General features: G+C 64.7%; 24 protein-coding genes, 2 pseudogenes and 1 riboswitch. Of the genes and pseudogenes, 18 read left to right on the top strand and 8 right to left on the bottom strand.

Features of this window, described 5'->3' with window-relative positions; genetic code table 11:
• Positions 1-14: 14 nt before the first annotated feature.
• The 3 genes from PF049_13090 to gntA are packed head-to-tail and all read right to left on the bottom strand — an operon-like array spanning position 15 to position 1,597.
• The gene (locus PF049_13090; protein WBY16504.1) at positions 15-314 is read right to left on the bottom strand and encodes a hypothetical protein; all 300 of its coding nucleotides are present in this window, start codon (positions 312-314) and stop codon (positions 15-17) included.
• A gap of 3 nt (positions 315-317) precedes the next feature.
• The gene (locus PF049_13085; GenBank protein ID WBY16503.1) at positions 318-896 is read right to left on the bottom strand and encodes an urea carboxylase-associated family protein; all 579 of its coding nucleotides are present in this window, start codon (positions 894-896) and stop codon (positions 318-320) included.
• Positions 893-1,597 carry a guanitoxin biosynthesis heme-dependent pre-guanitoxin N-hydroxylase GntA gene (gntA, locus tag PF049_13080; protein WBY16502.1) on the bottom strand — a complete coding sequence of 235 codons (705 nt, stop codon included), beginning with the start codon at positions 1,595-1,597 and terminating at the stop codon, positions 893-895. Before gntA ends, PF049_13085 begins: the two co-directional genes overlap by 4 nt.
• Before the next feature lie 108 nt (positions 1,598-1,705).
• Here gntA and PF049_13075 point away from each other — a divergent pair, with 108 nt between their 5' ends.
• On the top strand, positions 1,706-2,395 hold the full coding sequence (locus tag PF049_13075; GenBank protein ID WBY16501.1) for a hypothetical protein: 690 nt from the start codon (positions 1,706-1,708) through the stop codon (positions 2,393-2,395).
• Positions 2,396-2,425: 30 nt separating this feature from the next.
• Here the strand turns inward: PF049_13075 and PF049_13070 are convergent.
• Both PF049_13070 and PF049_13065 read right to left on the bottom strand, forming a co-directional pair.
• A pseudogene (locus PF049_13070) lies at positions 2,426-3,110 on the bottom strand (substrate-binding domain-containing protein).
• Positions 3,108-4,100: pseudogene (locus tag PF049_13065) on the bottom strand (MFS transporter). Before PF049_13065 ends, PF049_13070 begins: the two co-directional pseudogenes overlap by 3 nt.
• On the opposite strand from PF049_13065, the gene PF049_13060 reads away from it, so the two are divergent.
• The 6 genes from PF049_13060 to PF049_13035 all read left to right on the top strand — a co-directional run bounded on the left by PF049_13060 (position 4,047) and on the right by PF049_13035 (position 8,519).
• A complete protein-coding gene (locus PF049_13060; GenBank protein WBY17930.1) occupies positions 4,047-4,790 on the top strand; it encodes a TonB-dependent receptor plug domain-containing protein in 744 nt (247 codons plus the stop codon). The pseudogene PF049_13065 and the gene PF049_13060 sit on opposite strands and share 54 nt — an antisense overlap.
• Positions 4,791-4,823: 33 nt before the next feature.
• Positions 4,824-6,203, top strand: a complete 1,380-nt coding sequence (locus PF049_13055; protein WBY16500.1) for a hypothetical protein — start codon at positions 4,824-4,826, stop codon at positions 6,201-6,203.
• A 6-nt stretch (positions 6,204-6,209) separates the two neighbouring features.
• Complete coding sequence (locus tag PF049_13050; protein WBY16499.1) at positions 6,210-6,392, top strand: hypothetical protein; 183 nt, start codon at positions 6,210-6,212, stop codon at positions 6,390-6,392.
• Positions 6,393-6,715: 323 nt separating this feature from the next.
• Entirely contained in the window at positions 6,716-7,417 is a 702-nt protein-coding gene (locus PF049_13045; protein ID WBY16498.1) for a glycoside hydrolase family 68 protein, read from the top strand.
• Positions 7,348-7,635, top strand: coding sequence for a glycoside hydrolase family 68 protein (locus PF049_13040; GenBank protein WBY17929.1), 288 nt, complete (start codon positions 7,348-7,350; stop codon positions 7,633-7,635). Before PF049_13045 ends, PF049_13040 begins: the two co-directional genes overlap by 70 nt.
• An 11-nt stretch (positions 7,636-7,646) precedes the next feature.
• Entirely contained in the window at positions 7,647-8,519 is an 873-nt protein-coding gene (locus PF049_13035; GenBank protein ID WBY16497.1) for an ROK family protein, read from the top strand.
• Here the strand turns inward: PF049_13035 and PF049_13030 are convergent.
• Entirely contained in the window at positions 8,516-9,040 is a 525-nt protein-coding gene (locus PF049_13030; protein ID WBY16496.1) for a group 1 truncated hemoglobin, read from the bottom strand. The two genes, PF049_13035 and PF049_13030, sit on opposite strands and share 4 nt — an antisense overlap.
• Positions 9,041-9,049: 9 nt before the next feature.
• The gene (locus tag PF049_13025; protein WBY16495.1) at positions 9,050-9,925 is read right to left on the bottom strand and encodes a DUF3034 family protein; all 876 of its coding nucleotides are present in this window, start codon (positions 9,923-9,925) and stop codon (positions 9,050-9,052) included.
• Between the two features lie 85 nt (positions 9,926-10,010).
• Between PF049_13025 and PF049_13020 the strand changes: the two genes are divergently transcribed.
• Entirely contained in the window at positions 10,011-10,658 is a 648-nt protein-coding gene (locus tag PF049_13020; protein ID WBY16494.1) for a methylamine utilization protein, read from the top strand.
• The gene (locus PF049_13015; GenBank protein WBY16493.1) at positions 10,655-12,958 is read left to right on the top strand and encodes an EAL domain-containing protein; all 2,304 of its coding nucleotides are present in this window, start codon (positions 10,655-10,657) and stop codon (positions 12,956-12,958) included. Before PF049_13020 ends, PF049_13015 begins: the two co-directional genes overlap by 4 nt.
• 32 nt (positions 12,959-12,990) lie before the next feature.
• Here the strand turns inward: PF049_13015 and PF049_13010 are convergent, their stop codons facing one another.
• A complete protein-coding gene (locus tag PF049_13010) occupies positions 12,991-14,013 on the bottom strand; it encodes an aldo/keto reductase (GenBank protein WBY16492.1) in 1,023 nt (340 codons plus the stop codon).
• 104 nt (positions 14,014-14,117) lie between these two features.
• On the opposite strand from PF049_13010, the gene PF049_13005 reads away from it, so the two are divergent.
• The 9 genes from PF049_13005 to gcvPB all read left to right on the top strand — a co-directional run bounded on the left by PF049_13005 (position 14,118) and on the right by gcvPB (position 25,351).
• Positions 14,118-15,113, top strand: coding sequence for a metalloregulator ArsR/SmtB family transcription factor (locus PF049_13005; protein WBY16491.1), 996 nt, complete (start codon positions 14,118-14,120; stop codon positions 15,111-15,113).
• Complete coding sequence (gene metF / locus PF049_13000; GenBank protein ID WBY16490.1) at positions 15,110-16,063, top strand: methylenetetrahydrofolate reductase [NAD(P)H]; 954 nt, start codon at positions 15,110-15,112, stop codon at positions 16,061-16,063. The genes PF049_13005 and metF overlap by 4 nt, the downstream gene beginning before the upstream one ends.
• Entirely contained in the window at positions 16,060-17,106 is a 1,047-nt protein-coding gene (locus tag PF049_12995; GenBank protein WBY16489.1) for a homocysteine S-methyltransferase family protein, read from the top strand. The genes metF and PF049_12995 overlap by 4 nt, the downstream gene beginning before the upstream one ends.
• Complete coding sequence (locus PF049_12990) at positions 17,103-17,630, top strand: N-acetyltransferase (protein WBY16488.1); 528 nt, start codon at positions 17,103-17,105, stop codon at positions 17,628-17,630. The genes PF049_12995 and PF049_12990 overlap by 4 nt, the downstream gene beginning before the upstream one ends.
• A gap of 4 nt (positions 17,631-17,634) precedes the next feature.
• Positions 17,635-20,274, top strand: a complete 2,640-nt coding sequence (gene metH / locus PF049_12985; protein WBY16487.1) for a methionine synthase — start codon at positions 17,635-17,637, stop codon at positions 20,272-20,274.
• 138 nt (positions 20,275-20,412) lie between these two features.
• Positions 20,413-20,504: riboswitch (glycine riboswitch) on the top strand.
• Positions 20,505-20,665: 161 nt separating this feature from the next.
• Positions 20,666-21,856: a glycine cleavage system aminomethyltransferase GcvT gene (gcvT, locus tag PF049_12980; protein ID WBY16486.1), complete on the top strand. Its 1,191-nt coding sequence runs from the start codon at positions 20,666-20,668 to the stop codon at positions 21,854-21,856.
• A gap of 4 nt (positions 21,857-21,860) precedes the next feature.
• Complete coding sequence (gene gcvH / locus PF049_12975; GenBank protein WBY16485.1) at positions 21,861-22,232, top strand: glycine cleavage system protein GcvH; 372 nt, start codon at positions 21,861-21,863, stop codon at positions 22,230-22,232.
• A gap of 78 nt (positions 22,233-22,310) precedes the next feature.
• The gene (gcvPA, locus tag PF049_12970) at positions 22,311-23,687 is read left to right on the top strand and encodes an aminomethyl-transferring glycine dehydrogenase subunit GcvPA (GenBank protein WBY16484.1); all 1,377 of its coding nucleotides are present in this window, start codon (positions 22,311-22,313) and stop codon (positions 23,685-23,687) included.
• On the top strand, positions 23,684-25,351 hold the full coding sequence (gene gcvPB / locus PF049_12965) for an aminomethyl-transferring glycine dehydrogenase subunit GcvPB (protein ID WBY16483.1): 1,668 nt from the start codon (positions 23,684-23,686) through the stop codon (positions 25,349-25,351). Before gcvPA ends, gcvPB begins: the two co-directional genes overlap by 4 nt.
• The last annotated feature ends 21 nt before the right edge of the window (positions 25,352-25,372 follow it).

Below are 25,372 nucleotides of genomic sequence, written 5' to 3'. Positions count from 1 at the left end.
CTATCCGTAAGGTGTCATGGATGGGTTTTTCGTCCGCCAGGTTCCCGGGCAGCCGACAAAGTACCGGTTTCCCGCGCGCCTTGCGGGCCGAGATAGCGAAAGACGCCCCACAGATTGATCATCAGCAGTGCGACATTCTGCCAGCCGATCCCGCTGGCATCATCGCTGAGGAAACCCCAGGCAATCAGCGCCATCGAAGACGTCACGAACAGGACAAATGCCCATCCGGTAATGCGCGTAGTCACGTTCGATGCAACTACCAGCGCTGCCACGACGCCCGAAATGGCGCCATACCATTCGAGAATGTCCAGCATCGCCTAACCGCTCACATCGTAGTCGATCGGCTTGAACGTACCGCCATTCGAAGCATAGGCCGCGCAAGCCGTCAGTCCGATCACCAGGTCCATCTCGGCCCGGAAGCTCGTCCGGGTTCCGGGCACCGATTGGGGCGGTTCGACGGACAGTGTCCCGGCGCGTGCCACGGGCACATTCATGAATACGTTGAAGGCCGTAGGGATCGCGTCCCGGTCTACGCCGTAGGGCTCCAGCGCTTCTGCAAGGTTCCCGAAACAGCCGCGATGGACAGGCTTGTCGGGATAGAAATGGTGGAACGTGTCCTCCGAACAGGGCGTCAGCAGGAAATCATGGGCAGGGGCCGTATCTTCCAGGATCGTCAGCATGGGGTTCGACCGGTTGGACCATAGCCGCGCGCCCGTGGTCAGCATGATCCGCTCTTCATAGTCGAAAGTCCGCCCGTTGGAGAGGATTTCGCCGGGGTCCGTCCGCGACACGGCGAGCAGGTCGCTGACCTGCCCGCCCTCGGGATCGATCACGGTCAGGACCTGCCGCTTCGACAGTTCGATAGCAGTGCCGGTGCGCGGCTCGATACGGTTCATCGCTCGTTCCTTGGATCGGAAAAGGGGCATTGCCAGTCATCATCCACGACGCGGCCGCTATATTGCCGGGCTTCGCTGATGGTTCCGTGCCGCGACAGCATCGGGTTGATCGAGCCATCGAGGTTTTCGTCCCGCTTCAGGATGGTTTCGCGCATCCGCTCGTAACGCTGCGATGCGCGCAGGGCTTCGAACTGGTCGTGCAGGTTGAAGACCAGCGTGGGGAAGGGCGCGCGGCGGGCGGTTCGCGATGCTGCCGGATGCATCCCGACGACGAAATACGCCTTTCCCCCGAAACTCATGGAGAAATGGGGATCGGCGGGATCGCTGCTGACTTCGGGATCGTATTTCTGGCCGCGCCAGTCATCCTTCGCCGCGAGCGAATTGAGCCGTTCCCACATGGCGGCCTCGAACTCCGCTTCGTCCAGATTGCCGGGTCCGCCGAAAACCACCGCCAGGCTGCGCAGGCCGGTGGGATCGTCGGCATAGTCTCGGCTCCAGCCCAGCAGTGCCTGGTGTATCTCGATATCGTTCCAACCGCTGACAAGCGAACGCGCCGTCAGGATCTTCAGGCGGTTCGTGGCAAGGGCGGACTTCGCACCCACGCAGGGAAAATCGTCTGCCGCGATATGTTCGCGCAGTGTCGCCGCGAGGATGTCCGTCCCGTGGTCCGGAACTTTTTCTTTGGAGAGTGTCTCGATCATCGGGACACCGACGCTTGTCGCGCAAAAGCGTTGCGACCATGCAACATCGATCAAGCGGAAAGGCTAGGGAACGCGGGCTAGGGCGCTCGGGCTTTTCAGGAGGTACGGTTGAACAACGGCACTTTTACGCGCTTCCAGGTATACGGCCAGCGATGCAGCGGAACGAACGCACTCATCAAGCTACTGGAGCGCAACTTGTCAGAGCTGGAGTTCACAGAGGCGTTCGGTTTCAAGCACTGGCTCGTGCCGCCCGGCGTCGCCATCCCCGATGACGTTTTCGTCGTCGTGATTGCCCGGGAAGCGAGTGAATGGCTGCGCAGCCTTCACGCAAAGCCGTGGCACGTCGTGCCGGAACTGAAGCAACTGGATTTCGCCGAGTTCATTCGCGCCGAATGGCGCAGCGTGTGGGACGACGATTTCTGGGGCGTGGAGGAAGGACATCCCAATTTCGGAAAGCCCATCGCGGAAGAAATGTGTCCCGATACCGGCAGTCCGTTCGCCAATGCCATCGCCATGCGGACGGCCAAGCTTGGTAACTGGATCGACGTCACCGCCCGTGCGCGGGGGCACGCCTTGCTCTCTCAAGCGCAACTGGTTGCCGAGCCGCAGCAGGTCGTGCGCCGAGTTGCCGAGGCCAGCGGCACGCCCATGCGCGGCGACTTCGTGCCCGTTACCTCCTACAAGGGGCAGGATAACCGGCCGTTCGAGCCCGTGCGCCACGAACAATTGTGTCCCGAAGATGCCGCGCACGTCTCGCGCTACCTCGACCCCGGGATAGAGCGCCAGTTCGGCGTCTGAGCGTCGGAGCAGGGGCCCCGGCTTTGGTCGTCAGGCGGTTTGCCGGATAATCAGCTGCGGAGGCAGGACCAGGCTGTCGGTATCGTCGCCGCCCATGCGTCTCAGCAGCAGGTCGACCAGCCCGCGCGCACCGGCGGCAATGTCCTGCCGGATGGTGGTGAGCGCGGGGGATATCGGCAAGATCGTCGAAGCCGATGAGCTTGATCGAACCCGGCACATCCACGCCGCGTTCCTTCAATTGCTTCAGGCCTGCGATCGCGATCATGTCTGTCGTTGCAAATATACCATCGATTTCGCCCGCATGACGCTCGAGATGCCGGGCTATGTCGCCGGCGGCCTTTTCAGAACTAAGATGCGTCGCCCACTGGCGGATCGGAACACCGCGCTCGTCCGCGACCGCCTTCGCACCCGTATGGCGTGCGGCGAATTCGATGGCCTGCGTTTCGCCCATGAAAGCGAGGGACGTGCAGCCTGCCGCGATCAGCCGCTCCGCTGCCAGCTTGCCGCCCAGCACGTTGTCGGTGCCGACGACACAGTGGCGCTGGCCTTCCTGGTGGTTGCCCCAGACCACCATCGGCAGATAGCCGTCGGCGACATCCTCGATGCGGTCGAACTGGTCGGACTGCCCGATGACGATAACGCCATCGACCAGTCCCGAACCGATGAACCGGTCCAGGCAGTCCTCATCCTTGTCGGGGATGACGCGCCTCAGCATCAGGATGAACAGGGCCGCTGTCGTCTCGACCCCGGGGATCATCAGCATCGCAACGCCCGATGCGGTCAGGCAGATGGCGGTGACCAGCCGCGCTCCCAACCTGCGGACGATGGGTATCAGCGCCAGCGCACCGAGAAAGGCGATGAAATTGTACGATGCGCCTGCCTGCTGCGTCGTGAGTGTTGCCTCGCGGAAGGCGGCGCTGGAAGGGTCGGACGTGTCATAGAGCGAACGCCCGACGGCAAAGGTAATGTACTGCCAATAGGCGAACATGGCGTACCACTGGCACAGCATCGCGACCGACAATTGCCGCATCGCGCGGGGCATTTCTCAGATTGCGGACACGATTTCGGACGAGGTTGCCGCAATCGTCATGGGCTTCGCCTCGAGATCGGCATTCATCTCCTCGCTCAACAGCAGCCCGGGCACGCGCCATACCGACCATACGATGGTGCTGATCGACAGGATGGCCCCGATGATGAAGGCGATTTTCACGATAACCGGAATGCCGTTCGCATCCAGCACGTCCTGCGCCACGAAGGCTGTCAGCAGGGTCGGCGCGAGATAGGAAAGCGTCTGCGCGAGGCCGGTAAACGCGCTTTGCGTCAGGAAGCGGGTCGAACGCTGGTCCGGGACCAGCCGGTCGGCCACATGGGCGCGGTAGGGTTCCATCGTGATGTTGTTGCCGGCATCCAGGATCCAGAGCAAAGAGGCTGCCATCCAGAGCGCACTGGAATAGGTCATCAGGAACAGGCTGATCGAGCAGATGATGGCGCCGATCAGGAAATACGGCGTGCGGCGACCCAAGCGTGAATTGGTCCGGTCGCTCATCGCGCCGATGATCGGTTGGACGAGAAGCCCCGTCATCGGCCCGGCAAGCCACAGGAGCGGCATCGTCTTTTCCTCTGCACCGGGGAAGCCGTAGATCGGGCCCATATTGGCCTGCTGCAGTCCGAAACCGAACTGCAGGCCGAAGAAGCCGATATTCATTTCGATGACTCGCAGCAGCGAAAGACGCGGTTTTCCGGCGATTTCATTCGCCAGATTCCCGGCATCCGTTCCGAGGTGTCGGGCGGTGAAGGCAATGCCAATATCGCGGTGCGCGGCATCCCGGTCTCGACCGGCGGCGCGCGCTACATCCAGCTTCAGGAAGACGGCCTGCCGGTCCTCGAATTCGGTGACATCGTCTTCGGCAACTCCGACAATTTCATCCGCGCCGACCGCTCCGTCGGCCGGGTCGAGGCCATTCGCGGCGGCTCTGCCTCCACGTGCGCCTCCAACTCGCCGGGCGGCATCATCAACTTCATCTCGAAGACCGGCCGCGAGGAAGGCGGCGCGATCGTGCTCAGCACCGGGCTGGATTTCGACACAAATCGCGTGGACTTCGACTACGGTACCGCGCTCAGCGACGTGGACCTGATCCATATCGGCGGCTTCTACCGCCAGGGCGAAGGTCCCCGCGACATCGGCTATGACGGGTTCCAGGGCGGCCAGGTGAAGGCGAACTACACCCGCGAATTCGATGCCGGCTATATCCGGTTCTACGGCAAGTACCTGAATGACCGGACGGCGACCTTCCTGCCGCAGCCGGTCATGGTGAACGGCACGGCGGACAATCCGGACTACACCCCGATCGCCAATTTCGACCCCGCGACCGACGCGCTTCAGTCGCAGTACTGAACCGATCCGGTAACGCTGGGCCGCGACAACCGGGTGGACAATTTCGATTTCCGGAACGGGCTGGAAGTGGAATCGGTCGCCGTCGGCTTCGAAGCGGAGGTCGATTTCGACGGGTGGACGGTGACCGAGCGGTTCCGGGTCGCGGATAACAAGGGCGGGTTCCTCTCGCCGTTCCCGGCCAGCGCGGGCGACGCGCAGGGGGTGGCCGACGGCATTGGTGGCCCGGGGTCCAGCCTCGTCTTCGCCAGCGGGCCGAGCCAGGGGCAGACGGTCGCCAATTTTGCAGCCCTCGGCGACAACGGTATCGTCAGCCAGATCGTCCTGTTCAACACCCGCCTGAACGGCCTGCGGAACATCTCCAACGACCTGCGCCTGTCGCGAGATCTCGACTGGGGTAGCGGCAGCGGCGCGATCACGGCGGGCCTCTATGCCAGCGAGCAGGAGGTCAACACGACCTGGCTGTGGACCTCGCATCTTCAGATGACGCAAGGCGACGGCAATGCCGTGCTGCTCGATGTTCGCGACGCGAATGGCGATCTCGTCACGCAAGGCGGCAATGTCGGCTACGGTGCCAGCTTCTTCGGCAATTGCTGCCGCCGCATCTACGATGTCACCTACAAGACCTACGCTCCGTTCCTGTCGGTATCGGGCGAATTTGGCGCGCTGACGCTGGATGGCAGCGTGCGCTACGATTTCGGCACGGCCAAGGGACGGATCGGCGGCCCCGATACGGGCGTCTCGGCCCGTCCGGGCGTGGTCAGCGTCGACTTCAACGGTGACGGCACGATTTCGCCGGCAGAGGCGCAGACCAGCTGGATCCAGCCGGACAGCTTCGCCCCCGTCGATTACGACTTCGGCTACCTGTCGTTCTCGATCGGTGCGAACTACCTGCTGAGCGACGACCTCTCGACCTTCGCGCGCCACAGCCAGGGCGGACGTCACACGGCCGATCGAAGCCTGTTCTCGCCCGCAGTCAGCACCGGCACCGGCGATACGCCCGGCGGCGACAGCGGCGTGATTGCCGATGTCGATCAGCTGGAAGGCGGCCTCAAGTACCAGGGCGCCGGCGTGCGACTTTACGCCACGGCATTCTATGCCAGGACGGCGGAAACCAATGTCGAGATCGCTCCGCTGCTGCTGACGGACAACACCTACGAAGCATTCGGGGTAGAGCTGGAGGGCAGCTATTCCTTCGGGCCGTTCTCGCTTTCGGCAGGTTCCACCTGGACCGATTCCGAGATCGAGGATGCGCTCAACCCGGCGATCATCGGCAACACGCCGCGCCGCCAGGCCGATCTCGTGTTCCAGGGCACGGCCCAGTACGAGAACGACTTCTTCACCGCCGACCTGAACGCGGTTGGGACGACGGACAGCTTCACGCAGGACAATAACGACCTCGTCCTGCCGGGCTAGACGCAGGTGAATGCCTTCGTCGCGATCCGTCCGGTCGACCGGGTGGAGCTGTCGGTGAATGCGAACAACCTGTTCGACGTCTATGGCTACACGGAGGCCGAAGAGGGCTCGATCCCGGGGAACGACATCGTTCGTGCCCGTTCGATTGCCGGCCGCACGATCACGGCTTCCATCCGTCTCGATTTCTGATCGGGTCGCAGGAGCAGGGGCCGGCCGGGACATTTCTCCCCCCGGTCGGCCCCGACTTTTCGTGTTTTCGTGGTCGAAGCCTCGATCGCCATCGACGATGTCCTATCTTCGCGCACTCTTGTCCAGGACGCCCAGATGACCAGCGCGTGGCTTCCAGAACATCTCGGAAAACTGACCGCGGGTGACGCGCACCGCGTGCCCCCGGTGGATTCATCGGTGGATCGCACCCGGCATCCGCGCCTTCGCAGCGATACAGTCTACTGGGACATGTGGCCCATCCAGGCACCGGACGGATCGATTGCCGACTGCGCGGGCCGCGAATTGTGGATGGCCCTGACCGCCCCGACAGGGGCGATCCCGCGCTGCGCCATTTCGAGGCGAAAATCCGCCTGCTCGAACGCAGCGGCGGACATTGGATCGACCACGGCACCGTGCTGCCGGACGAGCCGCAGCCCTACGAGCGGGAGTGGGCGGGTTCCGCCCTGCTGGACGGGACGGATGTCTACCTCTTCTTCACCGCTGCCGGCGTCGCGGACAGGCCGGGCGGTTACCAGCAGCGCCTGTACGAGGCGAAAGCGACCCTTGGCGCTGACGGCTTCCCCGCCGACTGGTCGCAGCCGCGCCCGTGCCTGGCGTCGGATCATCCCGCCTACCAGTTGGCCAATGCGCATGAAGGCCGGGCAGGCGAGATCAAGGCGTTTCGCGATCCGGCCTTTTTCCGCGATCCTGCCGATGGATCGGACTATCTGATCTTCACTGCCTCGCTGGCGGACGCAAAACCCCAATTCAACGGGGCCGTGGGTATTGCGAAGCGGCACGCCGGAGGCTGGGACCTGCTTCCTCCGCTGCTGCAGGCAGACGGGGTGAACAACGAACTGGAGCGCGCCCATGCGGTTTCCGTGACGGAGGCTATTACCTGTTCTGCGCCACACAGCGCTCCACCTTCGCACAGGGCCTGCGGCATGCCCCGAACGGCGTGTACGGGATGGTCGCGGACAGCCTGTTCGGGGAATATCGGCCCCTGAACGAGAGCGGTCTCGTCCTCGCCAATCCGGAAGCGGACCCGGCACAGACCTATAGCTGGTTCGTGTCGCGCGAACTGGTAGTCAGCGGCTTCGTCGACATGGTTGTCGAAAGGTCCGACGGCGCCGATACTGCTCGCTTCGGCGGCGTACCCGCGCCGCTTCTGCAATTGTCGATCGATGGCGACCCCTGCAAGCTGGAAGGCATCGTGGCGGTATGAGGAGCTAGCGGATGCGGTTTGGTGCGATCGAGGCCGGTGGCACGAAATTCGTCCTCGCAGTCGGTTCCTCGCCGCGCTCCATAGATTCCCTTCATGTCATTCCGACCCGCACGCCTGAGGTCACCCTGCCAGAAGCGCTGGACTGGTTCCGCTTTGCCGGACCGGTCGACGCCATGGGCATCGGCAGCTTTGGCCCGGCCGTGGTCGATCCGGAGGCGGCCGGGTGGGGCAGCATCGGCAACACGCCGAAGCCGGGCTGGTCGGGCTGCGATATTGCGGGATTCTTCTCGCGCGAACTGGATGTACCGGTCGGTTTCGACACGGATGTCCACGCGGCCGCGCTGGCGGAAAGCAGGCAGGGCGCAGGGGCGTGGCGGGGAACGCTCGCCTATGTGACGGTGGGCACGGGGATTGGCGGTGGCCCGGTCATCGGTGGCGAGCCGGTCCACGGCGTCGCCCATCCTGAAATGGGTCATATCTTCCCTCGCCGTGCCCGGGGGGACGAGGAGTTTCCCGGCATCTGTCCCAGCCATGGCGACTGCCTGGAGGGGTTGGCATCCGGCCCTGCAATAATGCGCCGCTGGGGCCGTTCGCTTTCCGACCTGCCACGCGAGCACGCGGCACATGGCATCATCGCGGATTACCTTGCGCAGCTTTGCCATTCCATCTTCGCCATGACGGCTGCCGAGCTGGTCGTTCTGGGCGGCGGCGTATTGGGCACGCCGGGCCTGCTGGACCGGGTCCGCAGCCGGGCGGACGAGCTCAATGCCGATTACCTGCCCGGAACGGCGGCGCATTCCATCGTGGCACCCGGCCTACGCGAGGGGTCGGGACTGGCAGAAGCCATGATCCTGGCCGAAGGGGCGGGGCGGGAGCTGTGTTAGCGTTCGATAACGTCGCGCGACATGGGTGCCAGTTTCGCCAGCAGGCGGTTCTGCGCCGCGAAAGGGATGTCCTGCTCCCGCATGGCCTGCTGCAAGTTCTCGACGAGGGCATTCATGTCCTTGCGCTGCACGCCCATTGCGTCGTGCGATGCCCTCATGTCGCGGCCGGTATAGTCGCAGCCTGCGGCAAGGATGTAACAGAATTGCTCGAACAGAGTGCGGCGCAGGCGGACCATGTCGTGCCCTACGAAAATGTCGCTGATGCGCGGGTCGTCAAGGTTGAGATCGATCAGGCGGTTCGTGATGGCACGAATGCCGTCCTGCCCGCCGAAGGTTTCGGCCATCGATGACCCGCCAAAGGGATCGGCGCCGGCATTGTCGTTGCTCTGCACGTAGGGATCGACCGGCAATTCCCCGGTTTCCGGATCGCGCACCTGTTCCTCGACGCCGAACTCTGCATCCCAGTCGATGTCTTCGGGCGGAGCCTGCTGCAGGAGGAGAGCAATAGTGAGGGCAATCATGGCAGTTTCCTAGAACGCGAGCTGAGCCGACAGCAGGCCGCCGCGCTGCTTTTCGAACGTGGCGATCGTGCCGAGATCGGCATAGGCGGCAGTGACGGTCAGGTTGTCGGTCACGGCATAGGCCGCGAAGAGGTCGAACCAGTCATCTTCGCCCACGCCCAGATTATCGGGCTTCGTCCGGAATTCCGCTCCGACGACGGCGCGGCGGGACAATTGGTAGGCAGCCGTCCCTTCGAACTGGAGGGAATAGCCTTCGCCCGCAGCGCTGCCATATCCCAGCAATCCGCCCTCATTGGCTTTCGTCGCGCGGGCCGTGGCTCCGACCAGGATGGATTGGGAAAGGACGAGCTTCGTCGCGCTTACGGTGAAATCCGTGCCACTGGTATCCGCCGCGCCCACAGCCAAGACGACGGGGCCGTCGCGATTGACCTTGTGCTGCACGCCGACACTGATCTGCGGCAAGAGCGGATCGCCATAAACGGTGTCGCCCAGCACCCGCAGCTTCGCCCCGAACACGTCCTGGCTGATGATCGTGCCACGTCCGATGCCCAGGGCCTCGCCAGCGGCGCGCGTATTGAAATTCTGCCGCGCATAGGACAATTCCACGCGGTTGCGGTAACCGATAGCCGCGCCGTGACTCTGCCACCGGAAATCCGGTAATTCGGCACCGGTTACATGGGCACTGATGCCGACCCCGCGGTCGCTTTCGCGCCCCGCGATCGTGGCCCATGTGGCCAGTCCGCCGCCGCTCGCTCCCTCGACGGTCGAAACGCCGTTGGTCAGGACGAGCTTGTCGTCCTCGAACCACACAAGCTCTTCCGCGGCGGCCGGGCACAGCGGAGCAGCGAGGACAAGCGCGGCAAAGAGATGGCGGCGGTAATTCATGCCGAATGCCCTAGGCCGGGATGGTTAACAGTCGATAAAGCGTGTGTTGACGGGGTCTTAATGACAGCCGTGTAGCTGCTTGCTCATGAAAATGCGTTTTCCCGCAGCCATGGCGGCCCTTGCGTCCGTCACGGGCCTACTTGCCGGCGCGGCCTTCGTCGGTACGCCCCTCCACGCGCAATCGGCAGGTGGCAGCGACCTGAAGGTGCAGGTTTTCGACCAGCGCGGCGCCCCTGTGCGCGATGCCGTGGTGGAAATCCATCCGGCCGGAGGGACAAGCGGGCCCATTCGCTTTCCATGGCGCATGGCGATGGCGCAGAAGGACCAGCAGTTTATTCCCGGCACGCTCATCGTGGCGAAGGGCAGCACGGTTGCCTTTCCCAATCTCGACCGGGTCCGCCATTCCGTCTACAGTTTCAGCAAGCCCGCCCGCTTCGAAATCGACCTGTATGGCCGCGACCAGACGCGCACGCAGGGGTTTCCGATTGCAGGCAGCGTCGCGCTCGGCTGCAACATCCATGATGCCATGCGCGGTTATATCCGCGTGACCGAGACACCCTATGCGGCAAAGACCGATGGCAACGGCATCATCCGCCTCAAGAATACGCCTGTGGGCGAAGCTCGGCTGACGGTATGGCACCCGCAATTGCGCAATACCGGAAACGAGTTCAGCGGGCCTGTGCAAATCTCCGCGGGCGGCGACGCGAAAAGCGTCCGGATCAAGCTCAGGTGAGCTTGCCCCGCGCATCCGATGTCCTGCGTTTCGGTTCGCTGAAGGTCCGCATCGCGGTCCTCTACGCGGCCCTGTTCGCAGCCGTCCTGGCCGTGATCATCGTGATCGTCGGAAATTCCATCGCCCGTTTCGGCGAGGATACTGCCACCCGCGACCTGCAGGCCAATGCGCGCGTGTTCGACGAATTGCTCGAAGTGCGTGCAGGCCAGTTGCAGCAATCGAGCGCAGTTCTCGCACGCGATTTCGGTTTTCGGGGAGCCGTGGCGACCGGTGACCAGCCGACGATGGAAAGCGCGCTCGCCAGCCTGGAAAGCCGTTCCGGCGCGAAAGCGTTCATCATCGGGCTGGACGGGAACCTGGCTGCGGGTTCCGGCGGAATTGTCGATGACCCGGCCGAACTGTGGCGTCCTCTCGATGCAGGCGAAACCCGCGGTATCATAGACCTCGGCGACCGTCTGGGCCTTGCCGCCGCAAGCGCGATCGAGGTCCCCGACCTCATCGGCTGGCTGGTCGTCGCCCAGCCGCTCAACCGGGCCGAACTCGACCGGCTGGTCGACCTTGCAGCGATCGATGTCACGGCGCGCGTGGAGCCGGAAAAGGACCTGCCCGCCTGGCTGCGGGACATCCGCGCAGGGGAACCGGTGGAACGCAGCACGGGCGAGCGGACGCTGTATAACGTTTCCGCCATTGGCGCATTGCAGGACGGGGTGGAGCCGCGCCTGGTGCTGGAACATTCCCTTTCTGCCTCGCTCGCGCGCTACGACGGCTTGCAATACCTCCTGCTTTCCCTCGGCATCGCGGCCCTGCTGCTGGTCGTCGGGCTAAGCTGGCGTGTCGCACTCACGATTACCGGCCCGATCAAGAAGCTGGACGATGCGACGCGGGCCATTTCCGAAGGGCGCGATGTCGAACTTCGCGCCGATACGCCCGATGAAATCGGCAATCTTGCGCGTAGCTTCAACGCGATGGTCATGGCCATCGACGAACGCGAGCGGCGCATCATCCATGTCGGCCTCCATGACGGACTGACCAACCTGCCCAACCGCAAGCTGTTCGTGGAACAGCTCAACACGGCGCTCGACCGCGTGCAGGACGGCCACCGGCTGATGGTGGTGTATGTCGACCTCGACGACTTCAAGGTGGTCAACGATACGCTGGGCCATCCGTCCGGCGATGCGCTCCTGCGCGATGTGGCGAACCACCTGAAGGAAGAGCTGCCCGACGCGCTTGTCGCGCGCCTGGGCGGCGACGAATTTGCCATCCTGCTGGAGAATATCGACGGAGGGGAAAGCCTTGCCGCCAGGGCCGACAGGATCCAGGCATGTTTCCAGCGGAGCGTGACGTTGAACGGGCAACAGGCGGATTGCTCCGCCAGCCTCGGCATTGCCATCGCGCCGGCGGACGGGATGGACGGTGCGACGTTGATGAAGAATGCCGACCTTGCGCTTTACAGGGCCAAGGGCGAAGGCAAGGCGACCTATCATTTCTTCGAACAGGCGCTCGACGAGCAGGCGCGGCAGCGCCGCCAGATGGAGCTCGACCTGCGGACCGCGCTGCATAGTGGCGGGTTCGAACTGCATTACCAGCCGCTCTACAACCTGTCGTCCGAACAGTTCAGCGGTTTCGAGGCGCTCATCCGCTGGCCGCATCCAACGCGCGGCATGATAAGCCCGGCCGAATTCATTCCGCTGGCGGAAGAGACCGGCCTGATCATCCCGCTTGGCGAATGGGTCATACAGGAGGCTTGCCGCACGGCGGCCGGCTGGTCGGGAGACCTGTCGGTTGCGGTCAATATCTCGCCCAAGCAGTTCGCCAAGCCTGGCCTGTCTTCGACGATCCTGCAGGCGCTCACCAATACCGGCCTCGCACCGCACAGGCTCGAGCTGGAAATCACGGAAAGCATCTTCATCGCCAATGTCGAACAGACCCTGGCGGCGCTGCACAGCCTGCGCGACCTGGGGGCCCGGATCGCGCTGGACGATTTCGGGACCGGCTATTCCTCGCTCAGCTACCTGCGCTCCTTCCCCTTCGACAAGGTCAAGATCGATCGCAGTTTCGTCGAGGACCTGAACACCCAGACCAATGCGCACGCGGTCATCCGCGCGATCACGACGCTGGCCGAGGCACTGGGCATGGAAACGCTGGCGGAAGGCGTGGAAGAGGAAAGCCAGCTGGAGGTTTTGCGGGCCGAGGGTTGCCGCCACATCCAGGGCTTCCTGTTCAGCCGACCGCTCAGCAGCGACGCGGTGGACGACCTCCTGGCCGATGCGCATGGCCTCGAATGGCGGCGCCGGGCCTGAACCCGGAGGCGGAGCCTAAGCGTCCCGCGCACCTAATCCTTCAAAGTCAGTTCCAGCCGGGCTGGGGGCATGGCGAACAGGCCGGTCACCGCATGGGGAACGTAGGGGGCCTCCAGCGCACAGATTTCGTCGGACGTCAATTCGAGATCCAGCGCCGCCACCGCATCGGAGATATGCGATTGCCTGGTCGCGCCGACGATCGGGCTGGTCACTTCCGGCTTTTGCAGGACCCACGCAAGCGCCACCTGCGCCATCGGCACACCGCGCTGCTTCGCGATTGTCTCCACCGCCGCTATCACGCGTGCATCGGCGTCTGCCGTGCGGTCGTAGAGCACCGGCTGCAGCCGGTCGGTCTGCGAACGGCGCGTTTCCTGCGCCGCTGCAGGCCGCGCCAGGCGGCCGCGGGCAAGCGGGCTCCAAGGCATGACCGCGATGCCGTAATCCGCGCACAGCGGCAGCATCTCGCGCTCTTCCTCGCGGTAGAGCAGGTTGACGTAATTCTGCATCGAGACGAATTTCTTGAGCCCGGCACTCTCCGCCAGATGCAGCAGCTTCTGGAATTGCCATGCATACATGCTGGACGCACCGAGATAGCGAACCTTCCCGCTGCGCACGATGGCGTCCAGCGCCTCTACGATTTCCTCCATGGGCACGGCAGGATCGAGCCGGTGGATCTGGTAGAGGTCGATGTAATCGGTTCCCAGCCGGCGCAGGCTGTCATCCACCGCGTGCATCAGCGCCTTGGCCGACAATCCGCCCGAATTGGGTGCCTGTTTCCAGCGGAAGAAACCCTTGGTCGCGATCACGATCTCGTCGCGGTGAGCCATTTCCTTCAGCAGCCTGCCGGTAATTTCCTCGCTCGTTCCGCCCGAATAGACATTGGCGGTGTCGAAGAAATTGATGCCGGCTTCCAGCGCCTGCCGGAAGAATGGCCGGGCCTCGTCTTCCTGCATCGTCCAGTCGTGCCCTTCGGCCTGCGGGTCGCCGAAGCTCATGCAGCCAAGGCACAGCCGCGATACGTCGAGGCCGGACCGGCCGAATTTCACATAGTCCATGTCAGTGCTCTCCCTTGTCCGTCATGCCTAGCAGGGGATGGACCGGTGTGCGAGAACGCGCAAGGGACTTGCGGATATAACGATATCTTTATATCCCTCTTGCCATGCGGATCGAGGCGATCATGCGGGCATTGGCCGACCCTACACGGCTCAGGATCATGCGGCTGCTCCATACGATGGAGCTTGCCGTAGGGGAACTGGCGCATGTGCTCGGCCAGAGCCAGCCGCGTGTCAGCCGCCATGTCGCCATCCTGACCGAATCCGGCCTCGCCGAACGCCGCCGCGAGGGAAGCTGGGTGTTCCTGCGCGCGGCAGGCGGCAGCTCGGGCGAAGGGGCGGCGCTGGTCGCCGCAGTCAGTCGCCTGCTCGCCATTGCCGAGCGCGAGGACGACAGCTTTGCCCGCGATTGCGAGACCGATCGCCAGCAACTGGCCGCCATCCGCCAGTCGCGCGAAGAAGGCGCCAATGCCTGGTTCGCCGACCATGCAGAGGAATGGGATGGCCTGCGCAGGCTTCACAGCCCCGATGGACAGGTGGAGGAAGCCCTTGCAGCCGCGCTGGGGGGCAGGCCGCTGGGTGCGCTTCTCGATATAGGCACGGGAACGGGCCGGATGGCGGAACTGTTCGCGGCCGAGGCGGATCATATCGTCGCGCTGGACAAGAGCCTGGAAATGCTCCGTGTCGCCCGCGCGAAACTGCAGAACCTGCCTGCCGAGCGTGTCGAGCTGGTGCAGGGCGATTTCGCGGCACTGCCGTTCGGCGCCCATCGGTTCGACACGGTGCTGCTGCACCAGGTCCTGCATTTCGCGCAGGACCCCGCCCGCGCATTGGCAGAGGCGGCCCGCGTGGTGCGACCTTCCGGACGTATCGCCATCGTCGACTTTGCCGCCCATGACCGGGAGGAATTGCGCGAACGTTTCGCCCATGCCCGGCTCGGCTTCACCGACGACGACATGCAGGCGGCGCTGGAGGCGGCAGGCTTTGATCCGTCGCGCCCCGTCGCGCTGCCGGGCGGACCATTGGTCGTGAAAATCTGGATCGGCGAGCGGGGTTCCGCAGGTCCGGTCGATACTGACAAGCGAAAGGCTGCATCACAGTGACGGCGTCCCCCCGGCCCGGACAGCAGGGCAATCTCGATCCCGCGCATGAAGAGCGCACAGCGCACGACACGCCGCTTTTTTCCGGCCTGCCCGGGGACATCGGCGTCAGCTTCGAATTCTTCCCGCCCAAATCGGAAAAGATGGAAGAGAAGCTGTGGGACGCGGTGCAGGAGCTCGCGCCGCTGGAGCCCGATTTCGTGTCCGTCACCTATGGTGCGGGCGGCTCGACCCGCGAGCGGACGCACAAGACGGTGGCGCGCATCATCTCGGAAGCCGGGATTCCCGCAGCCGCGCACCTGACCTGCGTAGATGCCAGCCGCGCAGAGACGCAGGCCATTGCCGAGCAGTACTGGGAGGCAGGCGTGCGCCATATCGTCGCCCTTCGCGGAGACGCGGGCGAGCCCGGCGCCCCGTTCACGCCGCATGCCGATGGCTATGCCAATGCCGCCGAACTGGTTGCGGGGCTGAAGGAAGTCGCCGACTTCGAAATCTCCGTCGCGGCTTACCCCGAGACGCATCCCGATGCCGATTGCCCGCAATCCGACCTCGACAATCTGAAGCGCAAGATCGACGCCGGGGCGACCCGCGCGATCAGCCAGTTCTTCTTCAATCACGAGACCTTCTTCGATTTCCGCGACAAGGCCGAAGCCTGCGGGATCGACGCGCCGATCGTGCCGGGCATCCTGCCGGTCACCAATGTGGCACAGGCGCGCAAGTTTGCAGGCCAGTGCGGGGCGCAGATCCCGGCCTGGATGGACGGCCTGTTCGAAGGGCTGGATGAACGCCCGGCCGCCCGCCAGCTGGTCGCCGCGACCATCGCGGCAGAGCTGTGCCGCCGCCTCTATGCAGGCGGGGTGCGCCAGTTCCACTTCTACACCCTCAACCGCGCCGACCTCGCCTATGCGATCTGCCACATGCTGGGTCGCCGCTCTCAGGAGAACGCAGCATGAGCGCGCGCGCACGATTGAACGCTGCGGCAGCAGACCGCATCCTGATCTTCGACGGTGCGTTCGGCACGCAGATACAGGAGCGCGGCCTCGGCGAAGCGGATTATGCCGGCGATCTCGGCCTGTCCGCCGACCAGAAGGGCAATAACGACATCCTCGCGCTGACCCGCCCCGATGTCATTGCCGATATCACTCGGGCCTATCTGGATGCAGGCGCCGATGTGGTCTCCACCAATACGTTTAGCGCCAACACCATCAGCCAGGCGGATTATGCGGCAGAGGACAAGGTGCGCGATATCAACATCGCCTCTGCACGCATTGCGAGGGAACTGGCGGACGAATACCAGGCGGAGGACAGTCGCCCGCGCTTCGTCGCAGGGGCCATCGGTCCGACGAACAAGACCCTCTCGCTCAGCCCCGATGTCGAAGATCCCGGTTTCCGCGAAATCGACTTCGATACGCTGGTCGGCGTCTACCGCGAACAGGCCGCCGCCTTGGTCGAAGGAGGGGCGGACTTCATCCTGATCGAGACCATTTTCGATACGCTCAATGCCAAGGCGGGGATTTTCGCGGTCAGGCAGCTGGAGGCCGAGCTTGGCCATGATGTGCCGATCATGCTGTCCATGACGCTGACCGACCTGTCGGGCCGCAACCTGTCGGGCCATACGGTGGAGGCGTTCTGGTATGCCGTGCGCCATGCGAACCCCGTGACCATCGGCCTCAATTGCAGTTTCGGTGCGGAGCAATTGCGTCCGCATGTCCAGCTGTTGTCCGATATCGCCGATACGCTGGTGCTGGCTTACCCCAATGCAGGCCTGCCCAACGATCTGGGCGAATATGACGAGGAGCCGGGGACGACCGCCGCGCTGGTTCGCCGCTGGGCGGAGAACGGCCGGGTCAACATCCTCGGCGGATGCTGCGGCTCGACGCCCGCGCACATCGCCGAAATTGCCAAGGCGGTGGAGGGCCTGCCGCCGCGTGCGATACCCGAGCGGGATACCAAGATGAGGCTCGCCGGTCTCGAACCGTTCACGATCGCGGCATGAGGCCGATTGATGCCAGCAATGTAATGATCCGCGCGGCAACGCCCGCCGATGCGCTGCGTCTGTCGCTGGTGGCCAGCGCGACGTTTCTCGAAACCTTTGCCGGCATGATCGATGGCGATGCATTGGTGAGGCACTGCGAAACGGCGCATGATCCCGGCGGCCTGGCTGCCGCGATGCAGGCAGGCGCGCTCGCCTGGCTGGCAGAAGTGGATGGTGCGCCGGTCGGCTATGCCATGCTGACTACGCCCGCGCTCGATGCCGCGCTGGACGGCGATATCGAGCTGAAGAAGATCTACCTGCTCTCGCGCTTCCATGGCAGCGGTGCCGCGCGCGACCTGTTTGACGCCGTGCTGGCAGGCGCGGGCGGCCATCGCCGCATGGTGCTGGGGGTGAAGGCCGACAATGCGCGCGCCATCGCCTTCTACCGCAAGCAGGGATTCGACCAGATCGCCACTCGCCGCTTCGATGTCGGCGGCACGCTTTACGATGACGTCGTGCTCGCACGGCCTCTCGCCCGGGACTGAACCAATGAACGACCTTTCGACCGCCCGTTTCGTCAATATCGGCGAGCGTACCAATGTGACCGGCTCCGCCCGGTTCAAGAAGCTGATCCTGGGCGACGACTATACTGCCGCGGTCGAGGTCGCGCGCAGCCAGGTGGAAAACGGCGCGCAGGTGATCGACGTCAACATGGACGAGGGCCTGCTGGACGCGGTCCATGCCATGACCACCTTTCTGAAACTGATCGCGGCAGAGCCCGACATCGCGCGCGTCCCGGTCATGGTCGACAGCTCGAAATGGGAGGTGATCGAAGCAGGCCTGAAATGCGTGTCGGGCAAGCCGATCGTGAATTCGATCAGCATGAAGGAAGGCGAGGAGCAATTCCTCGAGCAGGCGCGCAAATGCATGGCCTATGGCGCAGCCGTCGTCGTCATGGCGTTCGACGAGACGGGGCAGGCCGACACGAAGGACCGCAAGGTCGAAATCTGCACGCGGGCCTATGAATTGCTGACCGGTATCGGTTTCCCCCCGGAAGACATCATCTTCGACCCCAACATCTTCGCCGTGGCGACCGGGATCGAGGAGCACGACCGCTACGGGCTCGACTTCATCGAGGCGGTGCGCGAGATCAAGGCCGCCTGTCCGCACGCCAAGACCAGCGGCGGGCTGTCGAACCTCAGCTTCAGCTTCCGCGGCAACGAGACCGTGCGCCGCGCGATGCACTCGGTGTTCCTCTACCACGCGATCCCCGCGGGGCTCGACATGGCGATCGTCAATGCCGGGCAGCTCGACGTGTACGACCAGATCGACCCCGCGCTGCGCGAGGCGTGCGAGGACGTGATCCTGATGCGCCCCGTTGAAGGCGAACAGTCCGCGACCGAGCGGCTGATTGCGCTCGCTGAAAGCTACAAGGGCGTGTCGAAAGAGGACGAGAAGAAGGCCGCCGAATGGCGCAGCTATCCGGTCGCCAAGCGGCTGGAGCACGCGCTGGTCAAGGGCATCGACGCGCATGTCGTCGAGGATACCGAGGAAATGCGCGTCGCCACGGCAGAGGCGGGCGGGCGTCCCATCGAGGTGATCGAGGGCCCGCTGATGGACGGCATGAATGTCGTCGGCGACCTGTTCGGCAGCGGCAAGATGTTCCTGCCGCAAGTGGTCAAATCCGCGCGCGTGATGAAGAAGGCGGTCGCACACCTCATCCCCTATATCGAGGCGGAGAAGGACCGGCTGCCCGAGGCGGAGCGCAAGACCAAGGGCCGGATCGTGATGGGCACGGTGAAGGGCGACGTCCACGACATCGGCAAGAACATCGTCGGCGTGGTCCTGCAGTGCAACGGGTACGAGGTCATTGACCTCGGCGTGATGGTCCCGTGGTCGCAGATCATCCAGACGGCACGGGACGAAAACGCCGACATTATCGGCCTTTCCGGCCTCATCACGCCCTCGCTCGACGAGATGGTGACGGTGGCGGAGGAAATGGCCAATGCCGGGCTGGACATCCCGCTGCTGATCGGCGGGGCGACCACCAGCAAGGTGCACACGGCGCTGCGGATCGATCCGAAATATGACGGGCCGGTAGTCCACGTGCTCGACGCGAGCCGAGCGGTGGGCGTGGCCAGCCGCCTCCTGTCCGACACGCAGCGTGACGATTTCGTCGGCGAAACGGCTGGCGAATACGAGAAGGTCCGCGCCGCGCGTGAAGGCAAGTCGGCGAGCGTACTGCTGGGTATCGAGGAGGCGCGCGCGAATTACTACGACGCTTTCCTCAGCGACAAGCCCGCACCGCCGAACCAGCCCGGCCTTCATGTTTTCGAAGACTGGGACCTGGCGGACCTGCGAACCTGCATCGACTGGACCCCGTTCTTCCGCGCGTGGGAACTTCACGGCAATTATCCGGCCATCCTGACCGACGAGGTCGTGGGCGAAACCGCAACCCAGCTGAAAGCGGATGCCGACGCAATGCTCGACCGCATCATCGGTGAAAAATGGCTGACGGCACGCGGCGTGGCCGGCCTGTGGCCGTGCGCGCGCGACGGCGACGACGTGACCATCTACCGCCACGACCGCGACGAGACGGTGGTCCTCCCCTTCCTGCGCCAGCAGGTGAAGAAATCGCGCGACCGCGCCAATATGTGCCTCGCCGATTTCATCGACCCGGCAGGCGACTGGATTGGCGGCTTCGCAGTCGGCATTCACGGGATAGACGAGCATTCCCGGCGCTTCCTGGCGGACAAGGACGATTATTCCGACATCCTGCTGAAAGCGCTGGCGGACCGCTTTGCCGAAGCGTTCGCAGAGCGCCTTCACCAGCACGCCCGGACCGATTTGTGGGGATATGCGCCGGGCGAAGAGCTGACCAACGAAGCGCTGATCCGGGAGGAATATCGCGGCATCCGTCCGGCGCCCGGATACCCCGCCTGTCCCGACCACAGCCTGAAGCCGATCCTGTTCGACCTGTTGGATGCGCCGGAGAATGCCGGGCTGACCCTGACCGAAAGCTTCGCCATGTGGCCGACGGCGGCGGTCTCGGGCTTTTATTTCGGCCATCCGGAATCGCAGTATTTCGGCGTCGCCCGGGTGGGGCGCGACCAGCTGGAAGACTACGCGAAGCGCCGCGGGGTCGATCTGGAGACGGCAGAGCGCTGGCTGCGGCCCAATCTGGACTGAGCAATGCCGCCGACACCGCAGTGGGCCGGGGGATAAACGGAGGCGGGGAATAATCGGGGCCACCGCCTTTCAAACGCATTGACCGCCCCGCCGACTTCCCGCATCGCGGGCCCGTCGGCGGGGGAAGCGATTCCCTTGCAGGCGCGCGCGGGAGAGCTTGCGGGGAAACCCGCAACGCCGAAGGAGCAACCGCCCCGGAAACTCTCAGGCCACCGGACCGCGCGGGCTATCGACACTCTGGAAAGCGCGCGTCCGCCTGCCGGGCCGCCACCGAAGGAGAAAGCCCCGTGTCTGTATCGGCTCGGGAGCAAGCTCTCAGGTTTCCCGACAGAGGGGGCGGGTGGCCAGCGTGCCGGTTGTCGGCGCGCGGCCCTGTCGGGAGCGTATGGACTTGAGCGAAGCCGAAACTGAAACGCCCGAAGAAACCGGCACCCTGCCGCTGGATGCCTGGCATCGCGGCCGCGGTGCGCGCATGGTTCCCTTCGCCGGTTACCATATGCCGCTGCAATATTCGGCAGAGCATGGCGGCGGCCTGATTGCAGAGCACGAATGGGCCCGCACGCAGGCGGCGCTGTTCGATGTCAGCCACATGGGGCAGCTGCTGCTGACCGGCGAGAACCCGGCCGAAGCGCTGGAAGAACTGGTCCCGGGCCTGATCTCCAGCCTGAAGCCCGGTCGCGTGCGTTACACCCTGCTGCTGAATGACGAAGGCGGCATCCTGGACGACCTGATGGTGACCAATGTCACGCCGTGGATCGAGGGTGACGAGGATGCCGGAACCGAAGGGCGTTGGGGCGACCCTGCCTATTACCTCGTCGTCAACGGAGCGACCAAGTGGGACGACATCGCCCATCTGCGCGAACACCTGCCGGACGAGGTGAACCTGCAGCATATGGACGATCACGCGCTGCTCGCGTTGCAGGGTCCGAACGCGGCGACGGCGCTCGGCCGCGTGATGCGCGGCGTGCCCGACGAGCTCGTCTTCATGCAGTCGATGGAATACAAGTTCGGCGAATGGCCGCTGCGGATCACCCGCGCAGGCTATACCGGCGAAGACGGCTTCGAAATCTCCGTCCCTGCGGAATTTGCCGAAAGCCTTGCCGACCGGCTGATGGCGGAAATCGAAGTGCGTCCGGCGGGGCTGGGCGCGCGCGATTCCCTGCGCCTGGAAGCGGGACTGCCGCTGTACGGCCACGACCTGACGGCCGAGATCGATCCGGTCAGCGCCGACCTCTCCTTCGCGCTAAGCAAGAAGCGCCGCGAGGCTGGCGGCTACAAGGGCCATGCCACCATCGCTAATGCGCTTAAGGATGGCCCCGCCAGCCACCGCGTCGGCCTGGTCCTGGAAGGCCGCCTGCCCGCCCGCGAGGGGGCGGACGTGTTCGCTGGCGATGCGAAGGTCGGGGCTGTGACCAGCGGCGGCTTCTCGCCCACGCTCGGCCACCCGATCGCCATGGCCTATGTTGATGCCGCGCACACCGAAATCGGCACCGAACTGGAAGTCGCGGTCAGGAACAAACGCCTGCCTGCGCGCGTCGCCCCCATGCCTTTCGTGCCGCACAAATATTTCCGAGGGAGTTGAACCGATGGCCCGTTATTTCACCGATGAACACGAATGGATCGACGTGGAGGGCGACACCGCCACCGTCGGCATTACCGACTACGCGCAGGAACAGCTGGGCGACATCGTCTTCGTCGAACTGCCCGACGTCGGCGCCATGGTCGAGAAGGGCAAGGACGCGGCCGTCGTCGAATCCGTCAAGGCGGCCAGCGACGTGTATGCACCCATCTCCGGCGAAGTGACCGAGGCCAACGACGCGCTCGAGGAAGACCCTGCGCTGGTCAACACCTCGCCCGAGGAAGACGGCTGGTTCTTCAAGCTGACCATCGGCGACAAGGGCGAGCTGGACGGCCTGATGGACGAGAAAGCCTACAAGGCCTTCGTCGGCGGACTCTGATTTCTTCCTCTCCTTCGCCGTGCAGCCCGACCTCGCGCGGCGCTCCCGAGATCGGGAGGTGATTCTGGAGCATATCGAATGCGCTACCTGCCCTTGACCGACGCCGATCGCGGCGAAATGCTGGATGTGATCGGTGCGGACAGTATCGACGACCTGTTCGTCGACGTGCCCGAGGCGGCCCGGCTGAACGGGCCGATCGAGGGACTGCCGCTGCATGCCAGCGAAATGGCGGTCGAAAAGCATATGCGGCGGCTGTCGAAGAAGAACCTTGCAGCGTCCGATGCGGCGTTCTTCTGCGGGGCGGGCGCGTACAAGCATCACGTGCCCGCATCGGTCGATCACATCATCCAGCGCGGCGAGTTCCTGACCGCCTATACCCCCTACCAGCCGGAAATCGCGCAGGGCACGCTGCAGATGCTGTTCGAGTTCCAGACTCAGGTCGCGCGGCTGTACGGGTGCGCGGTGGCGAATGCATCCATGTATGACGGCTCGACCGCGTGCTGGGAAGCGGTCGCGATGGCAGGCCGCGTGACGAAGCGCAGCCGGGCCGTGCTGTCGGGCGCTCTGCATCCGCATTATGCCGAGGTCGTGAAGACCATGGCGAAGTTCACCGGCGACACCATCGCCGATGCGAAACCGTCCATCCAGGCAGAGCCGGACCTCGACGGCCTGATTGCGCGGATCGACGACGACACGTCCTGCGTGGTGGTCCAATATCCCGACATCCTTGGCCGCATCACCGACCTGACGCCGGTCGCGGAAGCCGCGCATGCGAAGGGCGCGCTGCTGATCGCCGTGAACACCGAACCGGTGGCACTGGGCGCGATAACGCCTCCCGGCGAAATGGGCGCGGATATCGTCGTGGGCGAGGGACAGTCCATCGGCGTCGGCCTGCAATTCGGCGGACCGTATCTCGGCCTGTTCGCGGTGCGCGATCCCAAGCATGTACGTCAGATGCCGGGGCGCCTGTGCGGGGAAACGACCGATGCGGAGGGCAAGCGCGGTTTCGTCCTGACGCTTTCCACCCGCGAGCAGCATATCCGGCGCGAAAAGGCGACGAGCAATATCTGCACCAATAGCGGGCTCTGCGCGCTGGCCTTCACCGTCCACATGACGCTGCTGGGCGAGAAGGGCCTGCGCACGCTGGCGGCGGAAAACCACCGGCTCGCCTGCGTGGCGGCGGAGCGGCTGGCTAAGATTCCCGGCGTTTCCGTTCTCAACACCGCGTTCTTCAACGAATTTACCGTCACGCTGGGCCGCGACGCACGCACGGTGGTGCGCAACCTTGCGAAGCAGGACGTGCTGGCGGGCGTGTCGCTCGGACGCCTGTTCCCCAATGTTTCGGACCTGTCGGAAGGCCTGCTGGTCGCCGTGACCGAAACGACCACGGAGGAGGATATCGACATCCTCTGCTCCGCGCTCACAACCGAACTCACGCAGGGAGAGCCGGCATGAACGCCCCGAACAAGTCCGGCTGGAAGCCTGAAATGACCGTCGGTGCAGCCGAAGGGCCGGAAACGGTCACAGGCAACCGTGCGCTGATGCTGGAAGAGCCGCTGATCTTCGAAATCGGCAGCAGCGAGACGACCGGGGTCGATTTCGCCTTTCCTGCCCCCTTGCCGCTGGCCGGGGTCGAAGCTCCGCCCGAAAGCGCGGCGAAAACGCAGGCCGCCAGCCGTCTCGGCGGGCTGGAGCGTTCCGGCGCGATCGGCCTGCCCGGGCTGACGGAGCCGGAAACGGTGCGCCACTATACTCGCCTCAGCCGCCAGAACTATGCCATCGACCTCGGCCTGTTCCCGCTCGGCAGTTGCACGATGAAGCACAATCCGCGCCTGAACGAGAAGGTCGCGCGGATGCCCGGCTTTGCCGATGTTCACCCGCTGCAACCGGTGGATACCGTGCGCGGCGCGCTGGAAGTGGTCAACGAACTGGCCTTCTGGCTGATCGAGCTGACCGGCATGGCCGGCGTCGCGATGAGCCCCAAGGCCGGTGCGCATGGCGAACTGTGCGGCATATTGTGCATCCGCGCCGCGCTGGAAGCGCGCGGCGATGCGCGCGAGGTCATCCTCGTCCCCGAAAGCGCGCATGGCACCAACCCTGCCACCGCCGCCTTTGCCGGATACCGGGTGGAAGACATTCCCGCGACCGAAGACGGGCGGGTGAACCTGGAAGCGCTCAAGGAACGGCTGGGGCCGGACGTTGCGGGCGTGATGATCACCAATCCCAACACCTGCGGCCTGTTCGAACGCGACATGAAGGCGATTTCCGACGCGGTCCACGAGGCCGGCGGTTTCGTCTATTGCGACGGCGCGAACTTCAACGCCATCGTCGGCAAGGTGCGTCCCGGCGATCTCGGCGTCGATGCCATGCACATCAATCTGCACAAGACCTTCTCCACCCCGCATGGCGGCGGCGGCCCGGGCTCCGGCCCGGTGGTGCTGTCCGATGCGCTCGCGCCTTACGGGCCGCTGCCCTACACGGCGCGCACCGCAGACGGGATGGTACACCTCGTCGAGGAAGAGGACGCGGACGCCTTTTCCGAAGAGCATTTCGGCGGACGGATGGACAGCTTCGGGCGGATGACCGCCTTCCACGGGCAGATGGGCATGTTCACCCGCGCACTCGCTTACATCCTGAGCCACGGGGCCGACGGTCTCAAGCAGGTGGCCGAGGACGCGGTGCTGAACGCGAACTACGTCCTGCGCAGCCTCGAAGACTTGCTGCACGCGCCCTACGCCAAGAGCGGGCCGTGCATGCACGAGGCCCTGTTCGGTGACAGGGATTTCGGCGAAGGGCTGTCGACGCTGGATCTGGCGAAGGGGCTGATCGACGAGGGCTACCACCCGATGACGGTCTATTTCCCGCTGGTGGTGCATGGCGCGATGCTGGTCGAACCGACGGAGACCGAGAGCAAGGCGTCGCTCGACCAGTTCATCACCGCCTTCCGCTCCGTGGCGGAGCGGGCCAAGGCGGGCGACCAGGGCCTGAAGCAGGCCCCCTATTACGCACCGCGTCGTCGCCTGGACGAGACGCAGGCGGCGCGCAAACCGGTGCTGGCCTGGAAAGAGCCGGAGCCGGAGGGCGGTGAGCCTGCCATGCCCGAACAGGGCGGCCGCTAGCCGGCCCCGATCAGGCGGGCC

The organism is Erythrobacteraceae bacterium WH01K (assembly GCA_027941995.1).
Classification (GTDB): domain Bacteria; phylum Pseudomonadota; class Alphaproteobacteria; order Sphingomonadales; family Sphingomonadaceae; genus CAJXSN01.
This window is presented reverse-complemented; position numbering and strand designations above follow the sequence as displayed.

Excerpts from the sequence above, each read along its gene's own strand:
- PF049_13035 (WBY16497.1), top strand. The coding sequence starts at position 7,647 with ATGCGGTTTGGTGCGATCGAGGCCGGTGGCACGAAATTCGTCCTCGCA.
- gcvH (WBY16485.1), top strand. The coding sequence starts at position 21,861 with ATGGCCCGTTATTTCACCGATGAACACGAATGGATCGACGTGGAGGGC.
- gcvPB (WBY16483.1), top strand. The coding sequence starts at position 23,684 with ATGAACGCCCCGAACAAGTCCGGCTGGAAGCCTGAAATGACCGTCGGT.
- PF049_13025 (WBY16495.1), bottom strand. The coding sequence starts at position 9,925 with ATGAATTACCGCCGCCATCTCTTTGCCGCGCTTGTCCTCGCTGCTCCG.
- PF049_13010 (WBY16492.1), bottom strand. The coding sequence starts at position 14,013 with ATGGACTATGTGAAATTCGGCCGGTCCGGCCTCGACGTATCGCGGCTG.
- PF049_13085 (WBY16503.1), bottom strand. The coding sequence starts at position 896 with ATGAACCGTATCGAGCCGCGCACCGGCACTGCTATCGAACTGTCGAAG.
- PF049_12990 (WBY16488.1), top strand. The coding sequence starts at position 17,103 with ATGAGGCCGATTGATGCCAGCAATGTAATGATCCGCGCGGCAACGCCC.
- gcvPA (WBY16484.1), top strand. The coding sequence starts at position 22,311 with ATGCGCTACCTGCCCTTGACCGACGCCGATCGCGGCGAAATGCTGGAT.
- PF049_13020 (WBY16494.1), top strand. The coding sequence starts at position 10,011 with ATGAAAATGCGTTTTCCCGCAGCCATGGCGGCCCTTGCGTCCGTCACG.
- metH (WBY16487.1), top strand. The coding sequence starts at position 17,635 with ATGAACGACCTTTCGACCGCCCGTTTCGTCAATATCGGCGAGCGTACC.
- PF049_12995 (WBY16489.1), top strand. The coding sequence starts at position 16,060 with ATGAGCGCGCGCGCACGATTGAACGCTGCGGCAGCAGACCGCATCCTG.
- PF049_13005 (WBY16491.1), top strand. The coding sequence starts at position 14,118 with ATGCGGATCGAGGCGATCATGCGGGCATTGGCCGACCCTACACGGCTC.
- gntA (WBY16502.1), bottom strand. The coding sequence starts at position 1,597 with ATGATCGAGACACTCTCCAAAGAAAAAGTTCCGGACCACGGGACGGAC.
- PF049_13090 (WBY16504.1), bottom strand. The coding sequence starts at position 314 with ATGCTGGACATTCTCGAATGGTATGGCGCCATTTCGGGCGTCGTGGCA.
- PF049_13030 (WBY16496.1), bottom strand. The coding sequence starts at position 9,040 with ATGATTGCCCTCACTATTGCTCTCCTCCTGCAGCAGGCTCCGCCCGAA.